The sequence below is a fragment of the Bacillus sp. JJ864 genome, from assembly GCF_036963045.1.
In the GTDB taxonomy this organism is placed as follows: domain Bacteria; phylum Bacillota; class Bacilli; order Bacillales; family Bacillaceae_G; genus Bacillus_A; species Bacillus_A pseudomycoides_C.
In genome coordinates this window covers 1-23,277 of the sequence record NZ_JBALLY010000110.1, presented here as the reverse complement: position 1 = coordinate 23,277, position 23,277 = coordinate 1, and the positions used below count along the sequence as shown (strand labels likewise).

Below are 23,277 nucleotides of genomic sequence, written 5' to 3'. Positions count from 1 at the left end.
TTGATGATCCACGAGTGTTTTTTTATGTAAAATAAGGTAGGTAATAAATGACAGTAATAATACAGCTAATAGTAAGTAGCAGCAGAGTCCCTGTCATATAGGGATTCATTCGAATTTGAAAAGGTGTTACTTCTCCGCTGTTAACCCCCGACAAACTTTTTGTAATGGTACGATCTATATTCGCGTTTCGGTTCATATTTAAAAGAAACAGCCATGTGAGTCCGAAAATGGCTAAACTCCCTAAAAAGAAAATTTCCATAAATGTCCAATTAACAAATTTGGCAAATAAGAAAATAATAGCCACTTCTATAATGAGTGCAAGTGTTATTTTAAGAATTTTCATACATTTATCCTTTTATTTCAATATACCATATTTTGCAAATAACAACTTATCTTTATTTGATAATTTAAAAATTTCTTTTTCACTTCTGAAATAGACAACCTGTGCATATGGTTGTACAAACGTACTCTTTTATCTTGTTTGAACGGGATATATGTGTGCTGTTAGGACGGTGTAAGGATAACGAGAGAAGGTGAGAGGATGAAACAGTGGCTGGCGGCATTTGAAACGTCTGTGCTTGTAATGGCGCTTCTTAGGATCTTCTCGGGAAGCATGGAAATTTTCGCCGCTTTGCTTATGTTGTATTTCAATGATGCAAAAAAAGCGTTGTTTGTAAATGGCATGCTAGCATTTGTTGGCCCAACTGTTTTAATTGTAACGATGTCAATTGGAATTGCGAGCGTTACGAATGAAATTTCTTTTTTGAAATTATTTTTTTTGGCGCTTGGAATTGGCTGTATTTTTATTGCGGTACTGAAATAGCGATGTGATGGGGAGAGAGCTATGAAAGAAGTATTAGAGATGTTGCCAAAGCAAATTGAACATTTTATACGAGACTATAAAGAATGTGACGGATTGGAAGAAATTCGGATTCGGATTGGTCGACCGCTTGAATGTATTGCGCGCGGGGAAGCGCATTTTTATAACTATATTGTGACGAGAGAAGACGCAGCGTATTTGCTGAATAAGCTGAGTCAATATTCACTTTATACGATGGAAGAAGAATTAAAGCGAGGGTATGTTACACTGCGCGGAGGGCATCGCGTTGGTTTAGCGGGCAAAGTCATTATGGAAAAGAGCGCAGTGAAAATGATTCGGGATGTGGCGTCATTTAATGTTCGAATTGCTCGGCAAAAAAAAGGGATTGCTGAGCCGCTTATACCATATTTATATGAGAAGCATTGGCTGAATACAATGATTATCGGCCCGCCGCAAACAGGTAAAACAACATTACTGCGTGATGTAGCGCGCCTCATGAGTGCAGGTGTTCCAAGGCAACATATCCCCTCTTGTAAAGTTGGTATTGTAGATGAAAGATCAGAAATTGCGGGGTGCGTGAAAGGGGTGCCGCAATATGAGTTTGGAACAAGAGTGGATGTGCTAGATGCATGTCCAAAAGCAGAAGGTATGATGATGATGATTCGTTCAATGAGTCCCGATATATTAATTGTTGACGAAATCGGCCGGCCAGAAGATAGCGAAGCAATTATGGAAGCTGTTCATGCTGGTGTTCAATTGTTTACTAGTGTACATGGAAAAGAGCATGAAGATATACTGAAACGACCTTCGTTAAGGAAAATCATAGAACTGGGCGTATTTGAACGCTTTATCGAGCTTTCTAAAATAAAAGGACCAGGAACGATTATGAATATGAAGGATGGCAGTGGAAAACCGATTCGCCGCGGAGAGAAGGTGCTGAGTGTATGATTAAATTTTTTGGTGCTGCACTTATTGTGGCTGTATCAACATTTTTTGGTTTTTCATATGCGAAGAAATATAGTGAGCGTCCTCGCCAACTACGGTTGTTAAAGGCAGCTCTTCAATCACTTGAGGCGGAAATTATGTATGGACATACTCCATTGTCAGAGGCAGCTGCACGTCTTGTAAAACAAATGCCAAAGCCTTTGAACTGGTTATTTCATAGTTTTCATGAACGATTAGAAAGGGGAGAGCAAACGGTTCGGGAAGCATGGATGGATAGTTTACAAGAAAATTGGAAACTTACAGCATTGAAGCAAACAGAATATGAGATTTTACAGCAATTTGGAGAAACGCTAGGACAACATGATCGTGAGTCACAGCAAAAGCATATTCGTTTATGTATTACCCATTTAGAGAGAGAAGAAGGAGAAGCAAAGGAAATGCAAATTCAGTACGAAAAGATGATGAAAAGTTTAGGAGTGTTAGCAGGATTACTTATCGTAATTTTACTGTTGTAAGGGGGAAAGGTGATGTCGATTGACGTTGGATTAATCTTTCAAATTGCAGGAATTGGTATTATATTAGCTTTCATTCATACTGTGCTGAAAGAACTAAAGCGAGAAGATATTGCCAACTGGGTGATTCTCGTTGGCTTTGTCGTAATTTTATTCCAAGTTGCCTTTTTAATTAACAATTTGTTTGACAAGATTAAAAGCGTCTTTCTTTTTCAGTAAAGGAGGCGATTCGAATCGAAATATTACAAATTGTAGGGCTAGGGCTCGTAGCGACTTTTTTGGCTGCAGTATTGAATCAGCATAAATCGAGTGTAACTTCATTGTTTATTGTATTTGTTAGTAGCGTTATGTTTTTACTTGTAATTGATCAAATTCATTCTATTTTAACGATGATTGAGCGTATTGCAAATGAAGCGAAAGTGAGCAATGTGTACGTGGAAACGCTGCTGAAAATTATTGGAATTGCTTATATTGCAGAATTCGGTGCACAAATTACGAAAGATGCTGGGCAAGGCGCGATTGCTTCAAAAATTGAATTAGCAGGGAAAATTTTAATTTTAGTGATGGCGATTCCGATATTAACGGTTGTAATCGAAACGATTCTCGGTTTTTTACCAACCGGATAAAGGAGGGGTGAATTGTGCGCCCGTTTGGAATGAAGCTTTTGTTTGCTTTTTTCCTCTTTTTTTCTTTTCCAATTATCGTACAAGCTTCTCCCCAAAAACATAATGTTGTAGATGAACAACTAGGAAAGCTTGGGATAGAGGATGTAAAGAAATATTGGGATGACCTTGTTGCGAAGTACGGTGGATATTTACCGGAAAGCCAAAAGGGCAGTTTTATGGAGTTTGTTAAAGGGGAAAAAGAGTTTTCGATTAAAGAGTGGATGATTGGATTACTAAAGTATTTATTTCATGAATTAGTAGCTAACGGAAAGCTCCTTGGGACACTCATTATGCTTACTATTTTCAGCGCGCTTTTGCAGTCGCTTCAATCTGCTTTTGCGAAAAGTAGCGTCGGGAAAATAGCGGATGCTGTTGTATATATGGTACTTATCGTCTTTGCTTTAAACAGTTTCTATGTTGTTATGACGTATACAAGAGACACCATTCAAACAATGATCGATTTCATTTTAGCACTCCTCCCTATTTTGTTGGCGCTCATTGCGACAGGAGGCGGTGTTGTATCTGTTTCCTTCTTTCATCCAATTATTGTTTTTCTTATGAATACAAGCGGGATGCTTATGAATTATATTGTTTTACCGCTTCTTCTCCTTGCTACAATTTTAAGTATTGTCAGTACAATGAGCGATCAATATAAAGTTACAAAATTGTCCAAGCTGTTGCAAAATGTTAGCGTTAGCATCATTGGGATTTTTTTAACAATCTTTCTTGGCGTGCTCTCTGTACAAGGAACGACAACAGCGGTAGCGGATGGAATTGCGGTGAAAACAGCAAAGTTTGTAACAGGAAACTTTATCCCAGTTGTCGGCCGAATGTTTACTGAAGCAGCAGACACTGTACTTAGTGCATCGGCTCTATTAAAAAATACAGTGGGGATTGTTGGGGTTGTCATTTTATTACTTATCGTTGCTTTTCCTGCTATTCAAATTTTCTGCATTGCATTTATTTATAAATTTGCGGCAGCAGTGCTGCAACCAGTCGGTGGAGGAGCAATTATTCAATGCCTGGATATTATCGGAAGAAGTATTATATACGTGTTTGCTTGTTTGGCTATTGTATCATTTATGTTTTTTCTAAGTATCACGATTGTTATCGCAGCTGGAAACATTACGTTAATGATGCGTTAGGAGTTGAGAAGGTTGCAATTTGTCGTGGAGTGGATTCGAAATATTATTGTGTTTCTCTTATTAGCAACGATGCTTCATATGTTACTTCCTAATTCAAATTTACAAAAGTATGTCAAATTTGTTGTAAGTTTGCTTCTAGTCGTTCTCATCTTAACCCCCTTATTTAAATTATTTCAAACAGATATTCAAGATGTGATTGCAAATGTTAGTCAGGACAAGTATATAGCAAATGGATCAATAGAAAATAAAATTAGTGAAAAGAAAAAAGAAATACAAGCCTCACAACGTGCATATATTTTAGAACAGATGGCTGTCCAAATGAAAAAGCAAGTTGGAAAAGAATTGGAAGAACAATATGGTATGGCCGTTATGAGTTTACAGATAAAAGTACCAGAAGGCAAAAAGGAAGTGAAATCCCAGCAGGATATTCAGTCAGTTGTTGTATCGCTTCAAGCAAATGAACGAAGTCAAAAAGGAGCTATTGAAACGATCCAAAAGGTAGAAATTAACGCGAAAGAACCTCAAAAGACGTCAGAACAAAATACAACTGAAATGAAACAATTTTTCTCAAACAAATGGCAATTAGAAGAGAACAAAATTAAGATTCAGATGGAAGGGGGGATAGGGAAGGTAAATGAATAATAAATTTCAGTTTCTTCGCAATCTTTTTAAAGGAAATGAAAAAGATGAGAAAGAGAAAAAAATTTCAGCAAAATTTTTAATCATTTTACTCATACTTGGGATCATCCTTATGTTTTCTAGTAACCTTTTCCAAACAAAAAATCCAGAAGTACCTGTTCTCAAATCGCAAACAGAACAAGTAAAAGATGTACCAACATTTGGACAAAAGAATAGTGACAATAAATCTATTATTGATAAATATGAAAAAGAATATGAACAGCAATTAAAAGAAGCATTAGAAAGTGTTATAGGCGTTAAAGATGTAACAATTGAAGTTAATCTTGATTCATCAGAAGAAAAAATACTTGATAAAAATTCAGTAAAGCGATCGCAAACGACAGATGAAACAGATAAAGAAGGTGGAAAGCGGAAAGTTGAAGATGAATCGATGGATAAAAAAACAGTGATTGTACGCCAAGGTGATAAAGAAACTCCGATTGTACTTCGAGAAGATAAGCCGAAAGTTCGCGGTGTTCTTGTTGTTGCGAAAGGAGTGGATAATTTACAAGTGAAACAGATGGTGATAGAAGCTGTTACGCGTATGCTAGAGGTTCCAAGTCACCGTGTATCTGTCTTACCAAAAAAGAATTAGGGAGGAAATAAAGTGTTAAAAAAACAAACAGTTTGGTTATTAACAATGCTAAGTTTGGTAATTGTACTTTCGGTTTACTATGTGATGACGCCAGATAATAAAACTAAGGAAGTGGCAACATCGTTAGGAGAGGGAGCGAAGGAGAAGCAAGGCTCTGAAAAGGAAACTAGTAAAAAAGAAACAGGTAAGAATGAAGGAAAAGTAACGAGTCATTCTGCTAGTGATGATAGTTTCACAGCACTTCGTTTAAAAATGGAGGATCAGCGCAGTGAAGTGAAAGAAAAATTGCAAGATGTAATGAACTCAACAAACACTTCTGCTGAAGAGAGAAATAAAGCAAAAAATGAATTTGATGCATTGACTGATTTAGCGGCAAAAGAAACGTTATTGGAAACTTTAATTAAATCAGAAGGCGGTTATAAAGATACGCTTGTACGTAAAGATGGAAATGATATTAAAGTGACAGTAAAAGCAGCAAAACTTTCCGCAAAAGAAGCAAATAAAATTATACAGCTTGTAAAAAGTGAGACGGGCTTAATGGCAGACGTTCGATATGAAATAGCAAAGTAAAAAGCTATCGATTTTTTCGATAGCTTTTTTTATCCCGCTATTCGTAGGAGTGGGCGTCCTGCGATTCTGGGCGAGCCGCTTCTGCTTTTCTAAAGAAGTTAGGTGGGGGATGGAGAAAACCCCTACTGATTAAAGTTTCACTTTATCTACTAGAAGTTCATCAAGCAATTGCAGTTCCGCTTCTGTTGTTTTTATAGGAGAAATTTGTTGTGAATGAAAAATCATTGGTTCTTGACGACGGCGGTTACTTTGTCCGCATTTCATTTGAATACAGAGTGCTACGCCCCAAATAATAACAGCTGGTAGAAAGAGAATAAGCCAAATGTTCACGTCTCACACCTCACTGTATTTGATTCTATTTTTACGATACTATTCTTATATGAAGGGAATATGAAGTGGATGTAAATAAACTTCAATTATTTAGTGAAAAATATATAAACTTACATAAATACGACATAAAAACCCCCTTTTTTTAGGGGAGGGCGAGAGCGTCTGGCCGCGCATAGGAGCGGTCAGGTCCTATTCCTGCCACATGCCAGGTTTGAAACAAAAGGATTAGGCCAGTAGCGGTATGTTATATTCTGCATAGTTGTGATTTGTGGGTTAAAAAATTAAAGTGGATTTATATAAATGAAGTGGATGAGGGTGTTTTTTTGGAAGTGGTCTTGCCAATTTCGAGTGAAACTTGGTATTATTACTAGGTGATAAAGTGAAACTTTAATCAGTGGGGGGTATTACTGCCCACGAATAGCGGGATAAAATAGCATACTGTTACTTTGACAGGAATTTTCATACATTATACAGAAGAAATAAAATTGGAATGTTAAAAATATTTATCGTAAGATGAGTATATATATAAATACATTTTGATTTTCCAACATAATAAGTCACTGTAATGTAAAACAAAAGTAACCAGCACTTCTCTTTTCTCTTTGTTTTCATATTGCACGTGGCAAAAAAAGGGATTTGACCGCTTCTATGCATGGCCAAGTGCTCTTGCCTAATTAAAAAAGTGGTTTTTATATAGGCTTTTCAATTTGTATTTATATAGTATGAAACTTCATAGTAGTTTTTCATTGACAGTACGAGAAGGAATTTAAGATTGATTGTTCTAGCTGGATTCAGTAAATGGTATTCATTACTGATGTTTTGAGTTGTTACAACAGGAAAAACAAGTATATAGGAGTGGATTTTACATGTTTAAAATACAAGAAGTTCGTGAGTTAATTAAGCTGATTGATGATTCTAATATTGATGAATTTGAATACAAAAAAGATGGTACGACAATTAAGATGAAAAAGCGTGGCAATGAAGTAATTGCTGTTCAGCCTGTTCCAGCAGTACAGAAACCTGTACAAGCTATAGCGCCAGAAGTAGTTGCTGCACCAGCTCAAGTTGAAGCTCCAAAGCAAGAAGAGAAACAAGTATTACAAGATGAGAACTTACTTAAAATTACATCTCCAATGGTTGGAACGTTCTATGCATCTCCATCACCAGATGCCTCAGCATATGTAAATGTAGGAGATCGAGTAACAGAAGGGAAAATTGTTTGTATCGTAGAAGCAATGAAACTCTTTAATGAAATTGAAGCGGAAATAAATGGAGAAATCGTTGAAATTCTTGTGAATAACGGTCAGCTTGTTGAATATGGACAACCGCTATTTCTTGTAAAAGCATAATAAGGGAGTCTGGAATCATGATTAAAAAAGTATTAATTGCGAACCGTGGGGAAATTGCGGTACGAATTATTCGTGCTTGCAAAGAAATGAATATTGAAACAGTTGCAATTTATTCTGAAGCAGATAAAGAAGCGCTTCATGTACAAATTGCGGATGAAGCATACTGCGTTGGTCCAACTGTATCAAAGGAAAGTTATTTAAACTTAACAAACATTATTAGCGTTGCAAAATTAACAGGTTGTGATGCAATTCACCCTGGATATGGATTTTTAGCTGAAAATGCTGATTTTGCAGAACTTTGCCGTGAATGTAACTTGATTTTTATCGGTCCAAGTCCAGAAGCTATTTCAAAAATGGGCACAAAAGACGTTGCACGTGATACAATGAAGGAAGCAGGGGTTCCGATTGTACCTGGTTCACAAGGCATTATTAAAAATACCGAAGAAGCAGTAGCACTTGCAGAGAAGATTGGATATCCTGTTATTATTAAAGCAACAGCGGGCGGCGGCGGAAAGGGAATTCGCGTTGCACGCACGGAAGAAGAGCTTGTAAAAGGAATTCAAATTACACAGCAAGAGGCAAGTACCGCTTTTGGAAACCCTGGTGTATACTTAGAAAAGTATATTGAAGATTTCCGTCATGTAGAAATTCAAGTGATGGCAGATAATCATGGTAACGTCATTCATTTAGGAGAGCGTGATTGTACAATTCAGCGTCGTTTGCAAAAACTGTTAGAAGAGTCACCATCTCCAGCTTTAGATGCTACTATCCGTCAACAAATGGGAGAAGCAGCAGTAAAAGCAGCAGCAGCAGTAGATTATACAGGTGCTGGTACGGTTGAGTTTATTTACGAATATAAAACGAAAAATTTCTATTTCATGGAAATGAATACGCGAATTCAAGTTGAGCATCCTGTAACTGAAATGGTGACGGGAATAGACCTTATTAAAGAGCAAATTCGTGTTGCATCAGGAGAGCAGTTATCACTGCAGCAAGAAGAAGTACAATTTAACGGTTGGGCAATTGAGTGCCGAATTAATGCGGAAAACCCTGCCAAAAACTTTATGCCATCTCCAGGAAAGGTAGAAATGTATTTACCGCCAGGAGGATTTGGTATTCGCGTCGATTCAGCTGTATATCCTGGGTATACGATTCCGCCTTATTACGATTCGATGGTTGCGAAGCTTATTGTTTATGGGAAAACACGTGAGGAAGCAATTGCGAAAATGAAACGAGCGTTAAGTGAATTCGTCATTGAGGGTGTACATACGACGATTCCGTTTCATTTACAGCTTCTTGACCACCCTGAATTTGTACAAGGTGAATTTAATACGAAGTTTTTAGAACAGCATGATTTAACGGCGCACTGATACATTTAAAGGAGGTTTTTTCATGGCTGAACATATGTTAGACATGGGACAAGATACAACTCTTGGTAAAGTAGAAATCGCACCGGAAGTAATTGAAGTAATTGCAGGTATTGCTGCTTCTGAAGTAGAAGGTGTAGCAGCAATGCGTGGTAACTTTGCAACAGATGTTGTTGAGAAGTTAGGAAAGAAAAATCATGGAAAAGGCGTAAAAGTAGAATTAGCAAATGATGATATTATCGTTGATGTATACGTATTAATGTACTTTGGTGTAGCAATTCCAGTTGTTGCACAAAACATTCAAGATAATATTCGTCAAGCGCTGTTTACAATGACAGGTCTTGAACCGAAAGAAATAAACGTTCATATCGTTGGTGTAACATTTGAGACACCAAAGACAGAAATTGAGCCAGTGTAATACTGAAAAAGGTGCCTTGTGATTCAGGCGCCTTTTTTATCGTTTGTATTCTTTATATTTAAACAAAAAAGATATTATATTATTTGAAAAAATGAAAAATTCACAAAGGTGAACTTGTGTTTTTGAAAAAAACGTACATTGTGGTATGATATGGAACTTGAAGTTAATGTTTTTATTATTTTTCCGTTAGGGAACTCGTGTATGAAACGATAAATTGTGGTATTATCATTGTATTATAAGATTGAAAGCTGGGCAAAAATTATAAAGAATAAGTAATTCGATGGCTTATAAATTATAATAATATAACAAAACATAAGAAAGACTTGAAGCACAAAGGAGAGTTACAATGAAACGTAGGACGGCTAGAGAAAGAGCGATGCAAGCACTCTATCAAATGGATATTACCGGAGACTACAATCCGAAAGCAGCAGTAGAAAACACACTTGAAGAAGGCGAAAATACAAATGAATTTTTAGAAGCGCTTGTCTGCGGATGTGTGGAGCATAAAGAAGCAATTGATGAGCTCATTCGTCAAAATTTAAAAAAATGGAAATTAGAACGCATTAGCGTTGTTGATCGCAGTATTTTACGAATTGCTGTGTATGAAATGAAATACATGGAAGATATTCCACATAACGTAACTATTAATGAAGCAATTGAAATTGCAAAAGCATATGGGGATGAGGAATCTCGTCGTTTTATTAACGGCGTTTTATCTAGCATACAGTAAGACTTTCTTGAGCGTGGAAGCTTCATCATAGCTTAAGAAAGCTCTTACCGATCAAGCTTTTACGGGCAGTTATCTTTCATCTTTATTCTTTCATTTTTAGAATGTTAATGTGAAAGCTATACTGCCCGTTAGAGTGGGAGAAAAAGTAGCTTTGTCATTTTTAAAGGGGGAATTTTGATATGGTAGCAGTAATCATCAAAGGGAATGAAGTAGCAGAGAAAAAGAGAGCACAGTTAAAAGAGAAAGTTGCAGAACTAAAAAAACAAGGAATTGTACCAGGGCTAGCTGTTATTTTAGTCGGGGACGATCCGGCTTCTCATTCGTATGTGAAGGGGAAAGAAAAAGGCTGCGAACAAGTTGGGATTTATTCTGAGTTAATTACATTTCCAGATTCCATTACACAAAATCGTTTATTAGCGGAAATTGACCGTTTAAATAATGATGATCGTATTCATGGTATTTTAGTGCAATTACCGTTGCCAAACCATATTGAAGAGAAAGCTATCATTGAAAAAATTTCTCCAGAGAAAGATGTGGACGGTTTCCACCCAATTAGTATTGGTCGTATGATGACAGGACAAGATACGTTCCTTCCATGTACACCACATGGTATTTTAGAATTAGTAAAAGAAACAAACCTTGATATTACAGGGAAACACGTTGTTGTTATTGGACGAAGTAATATTGTTGGAAAACCAGTAGGACAACTGTTTTTAAATGAGAATGCAACAGTAACGTATTGCCATTCAAAAACAGCGAATATAAAAGAATTAACGAAATTAGCGGATATTTTAATTGTTGCAGTTGGAAGAGCAAAAATGGTAACAGCTGATTACGTAAAAGAAGGCGCAGTTGTAATTGATGTCGGAGTAAACCGTTTAGAAACAGGAAAACTGTGCGGTGATGTTGATTTTGACGATGTCTTAAACGTTGCAAGTCACATTACACCAGTACCAAAAGGCGTAGGCCCAATGACGATTACAATGCTATTAGAAAATACAGTATTATCTGCACAGCGCACAGGTGTTGTTTGTAAGTAATTGCATGGCGGCTATGAGGAGAGAGAGATGGAAAAGCAATATTTAACCGTTACAGCGTTAACTCGTTATATGAAAACTAAAATAGAGTATGACTCTCATCTACAGTCTGTTTGGTTAAAAGGAGAAATTTCAAATTTTAAATATCATAGCCGCGGTCATATGTATTTCACATTAAAAGATGAAAATGCAAGAATTGCTGCGGTCATGTTTGCGAGTCATAATCGCAATATAAAGTTCAGACCAGAAGACGGGATGAAAGTGCTTGTAAAAGGGAAAATCTCTGTTTATGAAGCAAGTGGTTCATACCAAATCTATATTCAAGATATGCAGCCAGATGGAGTAGGGAATCTTCATTTAGCGTATGAGCAATTAAAGGCTCGTTTAGAAGAAGAAGGGCTGTTTTCACAAGTATATAAACGAATGATTCCTGCTTATCCAACAACAATTGGTGTGATAACCTCACCAACAGGTGCGGCAATTCGAGATATTATGACAACAATTGCCCGCCGTTATCCGATTGGAAAAGTAATTGTATTTCCAGTTCTAGTACAAGGGGAGTTTGCAGCTCCCTCAATTGTACAAGCTATCGAAAAGGCGAATGAAATGCATGCTATCGATGTGTTAATTGTTGGGCGCGGCGGAGGCTCAATAGAAGAACTGTGGGCGTTTAATGAAGAAACAGTAGCCCGGGCAATTTTTGCGAGTCCAATCCCAATCATTTCTGCTGTGGGACATGAAACAGATTTTACAATTGCAGATTTTGTTGCGGACTTAAGAGCGCCAACGCCAACAGCGGCAGCTGAACTGGCAGTTCCTCACATTCTTGAATTAGAAGAAAAAGTGATGCAGCGTACACTTCGATTGACGCGAGTGATGCGTGAGATGTTGAACTCTAAGCAGGAACATTTGCAAGCATTACAAAAATCATATGCGTTTCGCTATCCAAAGCAATTGTATGAGCAAAAGGAAGAACAATTGGATCGTACAATTGATAAGTTGATACAAACGAAAGAGCGATACATAGAAAAGAAGACGAATCAACTTCAGCAATTGTCATTTTATTTAGGAAAGCATCATCCCACGCAAAAAATTGAACAAACGAAGCTTACGTTAGACACATTGCAAAAGCAATTGCAACGTGAAATGCAGTCTCTATTGCGAGGAAAAGAGTTTGCTTTTACAAGAGCGATAGAGAAGTTAGAAACGTTAAGTCCGCTTAGAGTGATGATGCGAGGCTACGGTCTTGTTTATAATAATGAGAAACAGGTGCTAAAAAGCATAAAAGAAATTGAGCTTGGAGATGAAGTGACAGTGCAGCTTCAAGATGGTGTACTAGACTGTAATGTATGGGGAATAGAGGAGCGTGAACTAGGCGATGGAAAATAAAGTGAGCTTTGAAGAAGCGATTGCAAAGCTTGAACAAATTGTTTCCAAGCTCGAACAAGGTGATGTTCCGCTTGAAGAAGCAATTTCGTATTTCAAAGAAGGTATGGAACTTTCTAAACTGTGCGATGAAAAATTAAAAGGCGTACAAGAACAAATGGCTGTCATACTTGGTGAAAATGGTGAACTTCGTCCGTTTTCTACTTTAGGAGAGGAAGTATAATGACGCATTTAACTTTTGATGCTTTTATGAAAGAAAGTAAAGTATTAGTAGAAGAAAATCTTGTGCGTTATGCAAGCGCCTTGCAATGTCCAAGGGTACTTCGCGAGGCGATGGTGTATTCATTAGAAGCGGGTGGAAAGCGTCTCCGCCCGTTACTTTTATTTGCGACGCTGCAAGCGTTTGGAAAAGATAGAGAATTAGGGATAGGTACAGCTTGCGCATTAGAAATGATTCATACATATTCTTTAATTCATGATGATTTACCTTGTATGGATGATGATGACTTACGTCGCGGGAAACCAACAAATCATAAAGTGTTTGGTGAGGCGATGGCAGTACTAGCTGGTGACGGGTTGTTAACATATGCATTCCAAGTTGTAACAGAGCAAGACAATAAAGAAATTACTTCCGAAACAAAACTACGCATCGCACTAGAACTCGCTAAAGCAGCAGGACCAGAAGGAATGGTTGGTGGACAAGTTGCGGATATGGAAGCGGAAGGAAAGCAATTAAACCTTCGTGAGTTAGAATATATTCATAAGAATAAAACCGGACGTTTATTAGAATTTGCCGTATTAGCTGGCGCGTTATTATCAGGAGCTACGGCTGCGCAACAAGAAAAACTACTTGCCTTTGCGAAGTATGTCGGACTTGCTTTTCAAATTCGTGATGATATTCTAGATGTAGAAGGAATAGAAGAAGAGATTGGGAAACCGGTCGGAAGCGATATGACAAATGAAAAAAGTACATATACAACGTTATTCACAGTAGAGGAAGCGAAGCAAATTTTAGAAGAAACAATTACGAAAGCAAAAGAGGCTATTTCTTCTTTACAATTACAAGATGAATATTTGTTAGTAATTTGTGATTTAATTGCAAAGCGCAACCACTAGTATAAGAATGTTTTCATTTGTTGAGCCATTCAGGATTTTATGGTATAAATGTAGACAAAGGTTTTTCTTTTCTTTTTTTGGCAAAAATATACGTAGATTACATTGCCGTTATCACTTTGTGTTAGCGGCTCTTTTTTCATCGTATAAAATAAAGAATATGCTTGATTTTTGTAATACAATTAAATGCAACTATATTTTACGGATGTATAATAGTTGACATGATGACAGATTATGAAACGAAAGTGAGTGATCCTGGTGGATCTGACGCAAATTCAAAATCCTAGTTTTTTGAAGGATATGTCTATAAGCGAGCTAGAAGCGTTAAGCGAAGATATTCGAAAGTTTTTAATTGAAGAGCTTTCTCAAACAGGTGGACATATTGCTCCAAATCTAGGTGTAGTAGAACTCACAATTGCTTTGCATAAAGTATTCGATAGTCCAAGAGATAAATTTTTATGGGATGTAGGACATCAATCCTATGTACATAAAATTTTAACGGGGCGTGCAAAGGAATTTGGCACATTAAGACAATATAAGGGTTTATGTGGTTTTCCGAAGCGTTGTGAAAGTGAACATGATGTATGGGAAACGGGACATAGCTCTACTTCCTTATCTGCTGCCATGGGAATGGCGCTTGCTCGTGATTTAAAGAAAACGAAAGAGTATATTGTTCCTATTATTGGTGATGGTGCATTAACAGGTGGTATGGCGCTTGAAGCACTTAATCATATTGGACATGAACAAACAGATATGACGGTTATCTTAAACGATAATGAAATGTCGATTGCACCAAATGTTGGTGCATTGCATAACGTACTTGGACGTTTACGTACGGCAGGGAAATATCAGTGGGTAAAAGATGAACTAGAATACTTATTGAAGAAAATTCCAGCTGTCGGTGGTAAAGTAGCTGCAACTGCCGAAAAAGTAAAAGATAGCTTGAAATATTTACTCGTTTCGGGTGTGTTTTTTGAAGAGTTAGGCTTCACATATTTAGGGCCTGTTGATGGGCATGATTATGAAAGTTTATTTGAAAATCTTCAATATGCCAAGAAAACGAAAGGTCCTGTTCTTGTGCATGTCATTACGAAAAAAGGAAAAGGCTATAAGCCAGCTGAAAGTGATGTAATTGGAACTTGGCATGGTACAGGACCGTACAAAATTGAGTCTGGTGATTTCGTGAAGCCAAAAGAAGCTGCACCGGCATGGAGTTCAGTTGTTAGTGAAGCAGTTCGTAAATTAGCGAAGAATGATCAGCGTATCGTTGCTGTGACGCCAGCAATGCCGGTTGGGTCAAAGCTTGAAAAATTTGCAAAAGAATTTCCGAATCGTATGTTTGATGTAGGGATTGCTGAGCAGCATGCAGTAACAATGGCAGCTGGTTTAGCAACGCAAGGCATGAAGCCATTTTTGGCGATTTATTCTACATTTTTACAACGCGCTTATGATCAAGTTGTTCACGACGTATGTCGCCAAAATTTAAATGTCTTTTTCGGGATTGATCGAGCGGGATTAGTAGGAGCTGACGGAGAAACGCATCAAGGTATATTTGATATTGCATTTTTACGTCATCTTCCAAATATTGTTTTGATGATGCCGAAAGATGAAAATGAAGGTCAACATATGGTATATACAGCAATCAAGTACGAAGATGGACCAATTGCGCTTCGTTACGCACGTGGAAATGGACTTGGTGTGCCTATGGATGAAGAGTTTAAAGAAATTCCAATCGGTACATGGGAAACACTTCGCGAAGGATCACAAGCGGCGATTCTAACATTTGGTACGACAATTCCGATGGCCATGGAAGCGGCAGAATCACTTGAGAAGAAAGGGATTTCTGTAAAGGTTGTAAATGCTCGTTTTATTAAGCCGATGGACGAAGCATACTTACATGAACTATTAGGAAAGAATATGCCAATTTTAACAATTGAAGAGGCGTGTTTAATTGGAGGATTTGGTTCTGGTGTGTTAGAGTTTGCTAGTGAACATGGATATCATAATGCGCTAATTGAGTGTATGGGTATTCCAGATCATTTCATCGAACACGGTGGTGTTTCTAAACTTCTTGAAGAAATTGGTTTAACAACAGAAGCCGTTGTTGAACGTATTTGTACAATGATTCCATTAAAACAAAAAAGGGCGTAACAAATGAGCGGAAAAAAAGAACGAGTAGATGTACTATTAGTAGAACGAGGACTTGTTGAAACAAGAGAAAAAGCGAAGCGTGCCGTTATGGCAGGGCTTGTATATGCAAACGAAATGCGTTTAGATAAACCTGGTGAAAAAATACCGCAAGATACAGAAATTACATTAAAAGGACAAGTAATGCGCTATGTAAGCCGTGGTGGATATAAGTTAGAAAAGGCGTTAGAGACGTTTCATATAGATTTGCAAGATAAGATTATGCTGGATATTGGTTCATCAACGGGTGGATTTACAGATTGTGCTTTGCAAAATGGTGCAAAGCTATCATACGCTTTAGATGTAGGGTATAACCAACTTGCATGGAAATTAAGACAGGACGAGCGTGTTGTCGTAATGGAACGGACGAATTTTCGTTATGTAACACCTGCTGATTTGCAGAAAGGCTTACCACAATTTTCAAGCATTGATGTATCGTTTATATCTTTGAAATTAATTTTACCTGTATTGAAAACGATGTTAACACCTGGTGGTGATGTTGCAGCGCTTATTAAGCCGCAATTTGAAGCTGGGCGAGATCAAGTGGGGAAAAAGGGAATTGTTCGAGACCGTAAAGTACATGAAGCGGTTATAGAAATGATTGTCGATTTTGCGCTAGCAGAAGGTTACGATGTTCAAAACTTAACATTTTCTCCAATTACGGGCGGAGATGGAAACATTGAATTTTTAATACATTTAAAATGGTATGGTGAGCGTGAACAAGGAGAAAATCAATCACTTGTTCGAGCGGAGGAAGTTGTGACAGAAGCTCACGAAGCCTTGAAGAAAAAAGGAAAAGAGGAATAACAATTGTTGTTCCTCTTTTTACTCGTATAGAAAGTTAGAATTGTATAACGATTGTAAAAACAATTATGTACAAGTAGCCGATTATGCGTTAACATAAATAAGTGAAGTATAACGATGGTAAAACTACGGTAAGAGATAGTGCGAGGTGCAAAAAATATGAATAAAGGGCAGCGCCATATTAAAATTCGAGAAATTATTGCAAATAAAGAAATTGAAACACAAGACGAGCTAGTGGATATTTTACGTAATGAAGGTTTTAATGTAACACAAGCGACGGTATCACGAGATATTAAAGAATTACATTTAGTAAAGGTACCGCTTCATGATGGACGCTATAAATATAGCTTACCAGCTGATCAACGTTTTAACCCGCTTCAAAAATTAAAACGCAATCTTGTTGATTCGTTTGTTAAATTAGATGCAGCTGGGCATATGCTTGTGTTAAAGACATTACCAGGTAATGCACATGCTCTCGGTGCGCTGATTGATCATTTAGAATGGGATGAAATTATTGGCACAATTTGCGGTGATGATACGTGTTTAATTATTTGTCGTACACCTGAAGATACAGGGGTTGTATCGAATCGCTTTTTAAATATGCTGTAACAAAAAGAATCTTGTTTGCTTTATTACTCAAAAGAGTAAAAAGTAGACAAGATATTTTTGTTATAGAGACATAAAAATCTCAGAATAGCATGTGAAAATGTAAATTTCTAGATAGGAATATCATTATTGTTACATTGACCGTGAAAACGAATGTTTGGTACAATGAAGCAGGTTACATAGCATATTCTTCATCAAAAAGAAGTAATAGAAGAATGTATGTGTGAATAGTTTAAGCCTCCCGTGCGGAGTGTGAATGAAATAACGAGGTGAATGAGGCATTGTTATCGGAATTATCGATTAGAAACTTTGCTATTATAGAATCATTAAACATTTCTTTTCAAAAAGGGCTCACGGTTTTAAGTGGTGAAACGGGCGCAGGAAAATCCATCATTATTGATGCGATTAGTCTTCTTGTTGGGGGACGCGGCTCAGCGGAATTTGTACGTTATGGGACAGATAAAGCTGAAATTGAAGGTTTATTTTATATTGAAGATGAACAGCATCCTTGTGCTATGAAAGCTGAAGAACTTGATATTGAAATTGAAGATGGCATGATTATTTTAAAACGGGATATCTCTGTGAATGGAAAAAGTGTATGCCGCGTCAATGGAAAGCTTGTAACATTAAGCACGTTAAAGGAAATTGGAAGAACGCTTGTTGATATTCATGGACAGCATGAAACGCAAGATTTGATGAATGAAGACCGTCATTTATTTATGCTTGATCATTTTGAGGGAGATCATATTTTAGTTCAGTTAGAAAAGTATCAAAATGTGTATAGGGAATATGAGCAATTAAAAAAACAATTGCGTTCTTTAACAGAGAATGAGCAACAAATGGCACATCGTCTAGATTTAATTCAATTTCAACATGAAGAGATTCGAAATGCGGACTTGAAAATAGATGAAGAGCAAAATTTATTAGAAGAACGATTGAAGATTTCGAACTTCGAAAAGATTTATAAGGCATTGGGTGATTCGTATCGTTCTTTAACGGAAGAACGTTCTGGTTTAGATCATGTTCGAAATGCAATGAATCAAATGGAGAGCATTACGGATTTGGATACTGCATATCAAGAGAACTACGATGCGATTGCAAATAGCTATTATTTATTAGAAGAAGTAGCTTATCAGCTCCGCGAAAAGTTAGATATGATGGAATATGATCCAAATCGTTTAGATGAAATTGAAACGCGTTTAAATGAAATTCGTATGTTAAAGCGTAAATATGGAAATACTGTAGAAGAGATTTTAGCGTATGCGGATGAAATTGAAAAAGAGATATTTACGATTGAAAATAAAGATGTACACATTGAAACGACGAAAAAGAAACTAAAAGAAATCGAACAGCTTATAGTGAAAGAGGCGAGGTTACTAAGTGATATGCGCCATAATCTTGCGAATCGATTAACAACGGCTATTCATCAAGAATTAAAAGAGCTATACATGGAAAAAACAAAATTCGAAGTGATGATAAAGAAAAAAGAAGGAACAATTGACGATCCTCTTGTTGAAGGAGCTCCTGTCAAAATGACGCAAGTTGGGTATGATAATGTAGAATTTTATATTTCCACGAATCCAGGAGAACCGTTAAAGCCACTTTCTAAAGTAGCTTCGGGAGGGGAATTATCCCGTATTATTTTAGCGTTAAAGAGTATTTTCTCTAAACATCAAGGAGTTGCCTCTGTTATTTTCGATGAGGTAGACACTGGGGTAAGTGGGCGTGTTGCGCAGGCGATTGCGGAAAAAATTTATCGCGTTTCTGTCAATTCACAAGTGTTATGTATTACGCATTTACCACAAGTCGCATCCATGGCAGATGCTCATTTATTTATTCGTAAACAAATTGCGAATGAACGCACAGTTACATCTGTTACTGTACTCAGTCAAAATGAAAAAGTAACAGAAATTGCTCGTATGATTTCTGGTGTGGAAATTACTGACTTAACGACGGAGCATGCAAGAGAGTTGCTCTCACAGGCGCATCGTTTTAAACAAGCAGCAGAAGCTATCCAATAATGGGTAGCTTTTTTGTTAACAGCAAAGATTTCTTAATTCTTCCGGTTATAAAGAGATGATAGCAAGGAGACATTAAATAATGAAGCCGCTTGGCTGAATGTGGGTTAGGAGCGAGGAGAGTGAAAAGATTGAAATTAGAGCAATTTCGAAAAATCATAGGGATCTGTCTCCTTGTTTCACTTGTCTTTATCGGGTGTTATAAACCTCTTCGTGAGTTTATTTCATTTCCAAAGCAACTTGTTATATTTCAAAATCAAGATTCAAAAGTATCTTCTTTGCCTGTATTTCAAACAAAATCAACTGATGAAACGATATTTACGATTGCTTCTGGGCGTGTTAGTGAAAAAACCATTTCAGTAAATGCGCATCAAAATGGCGAAGCTGATATGGTCTATGAGCTTGCAGGATTACCTGTGAAAAAAGTAAATGTGAAAGTGCTGAAAGATTTTAAAGTAATTCCAGGCGGGCAATCAATTGGTGTGAAATTAAATGCAAAAGGGGTACTTGTTGTAGGACATCATTTAATTCAAACAGAAAAAGGAAAAGTATCTCCAGGTGAGCTTGCAGGTGTACAAGTAGGGGATATGATTACTGAAATAAATGGCAAGACAATTGAACGAATGAGTGATATTGCACCATTTATTCATAACAGCGGGAAAACGGGAGAATCGCTTAATCTTGTTCTGTTAAGAGATGGAAAATATATTCGTACAAAATTAACTCCGCAAAAAGATGGTGGAGAACAGTCGTATCGAATTGGATTATACATTCGCGACTCAGCTGCAGGTATTGGAACAATGACATTTATTCACCCAGAATCAATGAAATACGGCGCGCTTGGTCATGTAATTTCTGACAACGATACGAAAAAGCCAATTCAAGTTGAAGATGGACAAATTGTTCGTTCGACAGTAACATCTATTGAACGTGGTAGCAATGGAGATCCTGGTGAAAAATTAGCAAGATTTTCACCAGATCATGAAGTTATTGGTAATATTACAACGAATAGTCCCTTTGGTATTTTTGGTAAGTTAAATACAGAAATGAAAAATGGGATTATGGATGAATCGCTTCCGATTGCCCTTTCTCATCAAGTGAAAGAAGGGCCTGCGAAAATTTTGACAGTTATTGATCAAGACAAAGTGGAAGCGTTCGATATAGAAATTGTGAGTACAGTTCCGCAAAAATTCCCTGCAACAAAAGGAATGGTTGTAAAGATTACAGATAAACGCTTGTTAGAAAAAACAGGTGGAATCGTACAAGGCATGAGTGGTAGTCCTATTGTACAAGATGGGAAATTAGTTGGGGCTGTAACGCATGTATTCGTCAATGATCCAACATCTGGATACGGTGTTCATATTGAGTGGATGCTACATGAAGCAGGGATTAATATTTATACAGATCAGAAAAAAGCAAGCTGAACTTGAATTCAGCTTGTTTTTTTTGTTACTTTTAATTGTGGAAGAAAGAAGAAAAAATCTCTTTATTGATAAAAATTTTTCTTGTAAAGCCGTTGAAATGTTACAAAAGTTTCGCAACGGGTGTTTTTTGTTGTAAAATAAAAGTAGAGCATGCATATTCAGCTGTAATCATATGATGGAATATGTAAAAGAACACTAAGAAATGGACGATAAAAATGTTTTTTTGTGATTTTTTCGGAATTTAAGAAAGTTTTAAAGGGGATTTTCACATAATTGTCGAACAATTCATGTAGTCTAGAAGGAAATACTTTATGCCGGGAGAAACCATTAGTAGGGAGGAAAAGCTGTGGAGAAAATTAAAGTGTGTCTCGTGGATGATAATAAAGAACTTGTATCTATGTTAGAAAGTTATGTTGCTGCTCAGGATGATATGGAAGTGATTGGTGTAGCGTATAATGGTCAAGAGTGCTTAAATTTATTAAAAGAGAGACAACCCGATGTACTTGTTCTCGATATTATTATGCCACATTTAGATGGTCTCGCAGTACTAGAAAAAATGCGTCAAATGGATCGTTTTAAACAGCCGAATGTTATTATGTTAACAGCATTTGGACAAGAGGATGTGACGAAAAAAGCTGTTGATTTTGGGGCGTCATATTTTATCTTAAAACCATTTGATATGGAAAATTTAACGAGTCATATTCGTCAAGTTAGCGGAAAATCAAGCGCTATCATTAAACGACCGCTATCAGCTTTTCGTTCAGTAACAACGTCTGATGGAAAACCGAAAAATTTAGATGCAAGCATTACGAGTATCATTCATGAAATTGGTGTACCAGCTCATATTAAAGGGTATATGTATTTGCGCGAAGCAATTTCTATGGTCTATAACGACATTGAACTGCTTGGATCAATTACAAAAGTACTATATCCAGACATTGCAAAGAAATATAATACAACAGCAAGCCGTGTGGAACGTGCAATTCGTCATGCAATTGAAGTTGCGTGGAGCCGTGGGAATATCGAATCCATTTCTTCTTTATTTGGCTATACGGTATCCATGTCAAAAGCAAAGCCGACGAATTCTGAATTCATCGCGATGGTAGCGGATAAGTTAAGGCTTGAACATAAGGCGAGCTAATCGTATACGTATCAACGACTTGAGCGGATTGTAACGTTAGAGAGCGTTGAGCAATAAATATCTTTTCTGACCGATAAATAACTCGGTCAAAAGGCGATAAACGCCGTCTTTCGGTAGTTTTTACAAACTATTGAGAGGCGGTGTTTTTTGTTGTCCGAATTTAATTTTCAAATTGAAAACTTTATGTTGTATTGTACATCGAAGAATCTGTCGATAAAGACGTTAAGAAGTTATGAACAGACGTTAAAACTATTTTCGGCATATATGCAAAATGAATTCGATATTAGTGAAGTCGATAAAGTTAAATCGGCTCATATACGCCATTATATTAAATATTTAAGAGAACGTGGTAAGTATACGGTCACAGTTAGTGACAAATCTGTGAAAGTCAATTTCCCGCATAAGCGAGAAGACTATAACAAGCCTATAAGCGCGACAACAATCGCTAATTATATTCGAAATATAAAAGTGTTCTTTAATTATTTGTACGAAGTAGAGCGAGAAATACGCAAAAATCCAGTCGAAGCAATAGAGAATATAAAACCAAGCCGTAAGAAGAAGCCATTATTATCGAAGGAAGAACTGTTAAGCGTACTAGGAACGTTTGATAATACGACTTTCCATGGTTATCGAGACTGGTTAATAACACGTCTAATATTAGACACGGGAATGCGAATTGGAGAATGCTTATCTTTAACACCTAATGCGTTAGATTTTAAAACGAAGTCTATTCTTATTGAAAATCCAAAGAACGGTCAACAACGTTATGTTTATTTCTCCTTTAAGATGTCGAGGGAATTAAAGAGTTGGTTATTATATAGGGATCGCTATTCAAATAGTGTCTACCTGTTCCCAACGATAAGAGGAACGAAATTAGAAATACGTAACTTTGAAAGGTCGCTTAGAATGTCGGGTAAGAAGGTAGGAGTAGATATACACCCGCATCAACTACGGAATAACTTTGCGAAGTATTACTTGTTAAATGGCGGAGATTTCGTAACTCTATCCCGTATTTTAGGGCATTCCAGCGTAGAAGTAACGCAAAAGGCTTACTTAGATTTTACGGACGGTGAGGTAGGAAAGAAATATCAACGTCACTCACCTCTAAATCATTTAGACATTTAATTAAAAAGAAAAAAGTCTCCAGCGCCAACTGGAGACTCAAAATAATCGACTCAAAACTAACTAACGGAAACCCGTACATTCAACGACAATTGAATATAGGACGATACCGTCATCAGTACCTTCATTTTATCGGAAATTTTCGAAGAATGCAAGGCTTCTTAAGTGCTGTCTTTTTAGGTACTGCTGCGGTAAGTCACGACGTGGAAGCCGTACCAAGTCGTTAAATTAAAAACGTAAAAGGGGAGCTGAACCACCGCAAACATCAGCGCTACACATTCAACGCATATCCCTTCCGTGCGTGTGTAGGCTAGG

Annotated in this window: 26 protein-coding genes; 24 read left to right on the top strand and 2 right to left on the bottom strand. The window is 37.0% G+C overall.

Annotated features, from left to right (window positions below; all coding sequences use genetic code 11):
- Positions 1-22: 22 nt before the first annotated feature.
- Positions 23-343, bottom strand: coding sequence for a hypothetical protein (locus tag V7024_RS16910; protein WP_335522017.1), 321 nt, complete (start codon positions 341-343; stop codon positions 23-25).
- A 198-nt stretch (positions 344-541) separates the two neighbouring features.
- Between V7024_RS16910 and V7024_RS16905 the strand changes: the two genes are divergently transcribed.
- From V7024_RS16905 to V7024_RS16865, 9 genes are read left to right on the top strand one after another with little or no spacing between them, the layout of a single operon-like run.
- On the top strand, positions 542-823 hold the full coding sequence (locus V7024_RS16905; RefSeq protein ID WP_035429538.1) for a YqhV family protein: 282 nt from the start codon (positions 542-544) through the stop codon (positions 821-823).
- Between the two features lie 21 nt (positions 824-844).
- The gene (gene spoIIIAA, locus V7024_RS16900; protein ID WP_335522014.1) at positions 845-1,768 is read left to right on the top strand and encodes a stage III sporulation protein AA; all 924 of its coding nucleotides are present in this window, start codon (positions 845-847) and stop codon (positions 1,766-1,768) included.
- A complete protein-coding gene (spoIIIAB, locus tag V7024_RS16895) occupies positions 1,765-2,280 on the top strand; it encodes a stage III sporulation protein SpoIIIAB (protein WP_098914762.1) in 516 nt (171 codons plus the stop codon). The genes spoIIIAA and spoIIIAB overlap by 4 nt, the downstream gene beginning before the upstream one ends.
- Before the next feature lie 12 nt (positions 2,281-2,292).
- Positions 2,293-2,496 (top strand): stage III sporulation protein AC, encoded by a 204-nt coding sequence (gene spoIIIAC, locus V7024_RS16890; protein WP_020061584.1) that lies wholly within the window; start codon positions 2,293-2,295, stop codon positions 2,494-2,496.
- 20 nt (positions 2,497-2,516) lie between these two features.
- Entirely contained in the window at positions 2,517-2,903 is a 387-nt protein-coding gene (spoIIIAD, locus tag V7024_RS16885) for a stage III sporulation protein AD (RefSeq protein WP_081625659.1), read from the top strand.
- An 11-nt stretch (positions 2,904-2,914) separates the two neighbouring features.
- Positions 2,915-4,087, top strand: a complete 1,173-nt coding sequence (spoIIIAE, locus tag V7024_RS16880) for a stage III sporulation protein AE (RefSeq protein ID WP_335522036.1) — start codon at positions 2,915-2,917, stop codon at positions 4,085-4,087.
- Between the two features lie 12 nt (positions 4,088-4,099).
- Positions 4,100-4,729, top strand: a complete 630-nt coding sequence (gene spoIIIAF / locus V7024_RS16875; RefSeq protein WP_335522011.1) for a stage III sporulation protein AF — start codon at positions 4,100-4,102, stop codon at positions 4,727-4,729.
- Positions 4,722-5,360: a stage III sporulation protein AG gene (gene spoIIIAG, locus V7024_RS16870; RefSeq protein ID WP_335522008.1), complete on the top strand. Its 639-nt coding sequence runs from the start codon at positions 4,722-4,724 to the stop codon at positions 5,358-5,360. Before spoIIIAF ends, spoIIIAG begins: the two co-directional genes overlap by 8 nt.
- Positions 5,361-5,372: 12 nt before the next feature.
- Positions 5,373-5,930, top strand: a complete 558-nt coding sequence (locus V7024_RS16865) for a SpoIIIAH-like family protein (protein WP_335522006.1) — start codon at positions 5,373-5,375, stop codon at positions 5,928-5,930.
- Between the two features lie 129 nt (positions 5,931-6,059).
- Here V7024_RS16865 and V7024_RS16860 read toward each other — a convergent pair whose 3' ends face one another.
- Entirely contained in the window at positions 6,060-6,260 is a 201-nt protein-coding gene (locus V7024_RS16860) for a DNA recombination protein RecO (protein ID WP_335522004.1), read from the bottom strand.
- A gap of 866 nt (positions 6,261-7,126) precedes the next feature.
- On the opposite strand from V7024_RS16860, the gene accB reads away from it, so the two are divergent.
- The 15 genes from accB (at position 7,127) to V7024_RS16785 (ending at position 22,965) form a co-directional block, all read left to right on the top strand.
- On the top strand, positions 7,127-7,609 hold the full coding sequence (gene accB, locus V7024_RS16855; RefSeq protein WP_335522001.1) for an acetyl-CoA carboxylase biotin carboxyl carrier protein: 483 nt from the start codon (positions 7,127-7,129) through the stop codon (positions 7,607-7,609).
- Positions 7,610-7,626: 17 nt separating this feature from the next.
- Positions 7,627-8,979, top strand: a complete 1,353-nt coding sequence (accC, locus tag V7024_RS16850) for an acetyl-CoA carboxylase biotin carboxylase subunit (protein ID WP_335521999.1) — start codon at positions 7,627-7,629, stop codon at positions 8,977-8,979.
- A 22-nt stretch (positions 8,980-9,001) separates the two neighbouring features.
- Complete coding sequence (locus V7024_RS16845; RefSeq protein ID WP_020061574.1) at positions 9,002-9,394, top strand: Asp23/Gls24 family envelope stress response protein; 393 nt, start codon at positions 9,002-9,004, stop codon at positions 9,392-9,394.
- Between the two features lie 346 nt (positions 9,395-9,740).
- A complete protein-coding gene (gene nusB, locus V7024_RS16840; protein WP_335521997.1) occupies positions 9,741-10,124 on the top strand; it encodes a transcription antitermination factor NusB in 384 nt (127 codons plus the stop codon).
- A gap of 179 nt (positions 10,125-10,303) precedes the next feature.
- The gene (gene folD, locus V7024_RS16835) at positions 10,304-11,164 is read left to right on the top strand and encodes a bifunctional methylenetetrahydrofolate dehydrogenase/methenyltetrahydrofolate cyclohydrolase FolD (RefSeq protein WP_335521995.1); all 861 of its coding nucleotides are present in this window, start codon (positions 10,304-10,306) and stop codon (positions 11,162-11,164) included.
- Positions 11,165-11,191: 27 nt separating this feature from the next.
- On the top strand, positions 11,192-12,550 hold the full coding sequence (gene xseA, locus V7024_RS16830) for an exodeoxyribonuclease VII large subunit (protein ID WP_335521993.1): 1,359 nt from the start codon (positions 11,192-11,194) through the stop codon (positions 12,548-12,550).
- Positions 12,540-12,770 carry an exodeoxyribonuclease VII small subunit gene (locus V7024_RS16825; protein WP_335521991.1) on the top strand — a complete coding sequence of 77 codons (231 nt, stop codon included), beginning with the start codon at positions 12,540-12,542 and terminating at the stop codon, positions 12,768-12,770. Before xseA ends, V7024_RS16825 begins: the two co-directional genes overlap by 11 nt.
- On the top strand, positions 12,770-13,663 hold the full coding sequence (locus tag V7024_RS16820) for a polyprenyl synthetase family protein (protein ID WP_335521989.1): 894 nt from the start codon (positions 12,770-12,772) through the stop codon (positions 13,661-13,663). The genes V7024_RS16825 and V7024_RS16820 overlap by 1 nt, the downstream gene beginning before the upstream one ends.
- Positions 13,664-13,918: 255 nt before the next feature.
- A complete protein-coding gene (gene dxs, locus V7024_RS16815; RefSeq protein WP_335521987.1) occupies positions 13,919-15,811 on the top strand; it encodes a 1-deoxy-D-xylulose-5-phosphate synthase in 1,893 nt (630 codons plus the stop codon).
- Positions 15,812-15,814: 3 nt separating this feature from the next.
- A complete protein-coding gene (locus V7024_RS16810) occupies positions 15,815-16,654 on the top strand; it encodes a TlyA family RNA methyltransferase (RefSeq protein ID WP_335521985.1) in 840 nt (279 codons plus the stop codon).
- A 156-nt stretch (positions 16,655-16,810) separates the two neighbouring features.
- On the top strand, positions 16,811-17,260 hold the full coding sequence (argR, locus tag V7024_RS16805) for an arginine repressor ArgR (RefSeq protein WP_242218865.1): 450 nt from the start codon (positions 16,811-16,813) through the stop codon (positions 17,258-17,260).
- A gap of 278 nt (positions 17,261-17,538) precedes the next feature.
- The gene (recN, locus tag V7024_RS16800) at positions 17,539-19,278 is read left to right on the top strand and encodes a DNA repair protein RecN (RefSeq protein WP_335521981.1); all 1,740 of its coding nucleotides are present in this window, start codon (positions 17,539-17,541) and stop codon (positions 19,276-19,278) included.
- A 119-nt stretch (positions 19,279-19,397) separates the two neighbouring features.
- The gene (spoIVB, locus tag V7024_RS16795; RefSeq protein ID WP_335521979.1) at positions 19,398-20,699 is read left to right on the top strand and encodes a SpoIVB peptidase; all 1,302 of its coding nucleotides are present in this window, start codon (positions 19,398-19,400) and stop codon (positions 20,697-20,699) included.
- A 346-nt stretch (positions 20,700-21,045) separates the two neighbouring features.
- Positions 21,046-21,840, top strand: coding sequence for a sporulation transcription factor Spo0A (gene spo0A / locus V7024_RS16790; RefSeq protein ID WP_335521977.1), 795 nt, complete (start codon positions 21,046-21,048; stop codon positions 21,838-21,840).
- 150 nt (positions 21,841-21,990) lie between these two features.
- Positions 21,991-22,965: a tyrosine-type recombinase/integrase gene (locus V7024_RS16785; RefSeq protein WP_438824477.1), complete on the top strand. Its 975-nt coding sequence runs from the start codon at positions 21,991-21,993 to the stop codon at positions 22,963-22,965.
- Positions 22,966-23,277: the final 312 nt, after the last annotated feature.